The sequence below is a fragment of the Sphingomonas sp. RS6 genome, assembly GCF_054489705.1.
The window spans coordinates 1-355 of the sequence record NZ_JBTMWM010000031.1 but is presented as its reverse complement, the minus strand read 5'-3'; the positions used below and the strand labels follow the sequence as shown (position 1 = coordinate 355).

Genomic DNA, 355 nt, shown 5'->3' with positions numbered 1-355 from the left:
GTCAAAAAAATGGTAGCGCCCGCCGCCAGGCGGGAAGCGGTGGCTCACCTTGAGCGGGTGTTCGAGGTGAGCCAGCGGCGGGCGTGCGATGTGCTGGGCGTGGACCGGACGATGGTGCGGTATCGTAGCCGGCGCGGTGATGACGGTGCGATCCGGGAGCGGATGCGGGGCCTCGCGTCGGAGCGACGCCGGTTCGGCTACCGCCGTCTGCATTGGCTCCTGGGGCGCGAGGGTGTTCGGATCAACCACAAGAAGTTCCGACGGCTGTACCGCGAGGAGCGTCTGCAGGTCCGGCGCCGCGGCGGTCGCAAACGGGCGCTGGGCACACGGGATCCATGGCCATCCCGCAGGGCTT

1 protein-coding gene is annotated in these 355 nt (G+C 69.3%); it reads left to right on the top strand.

Features of this window, described 5'->3' with window-relative positions; genetic code table 11:
* Positions 1-355, top strand: a 355-nt coding sequence (locus ACX40Y_RS18230) for an IS3 family transposase (protein WP_459120992.1), incomplete at both ends; no start/stop codon positions are given.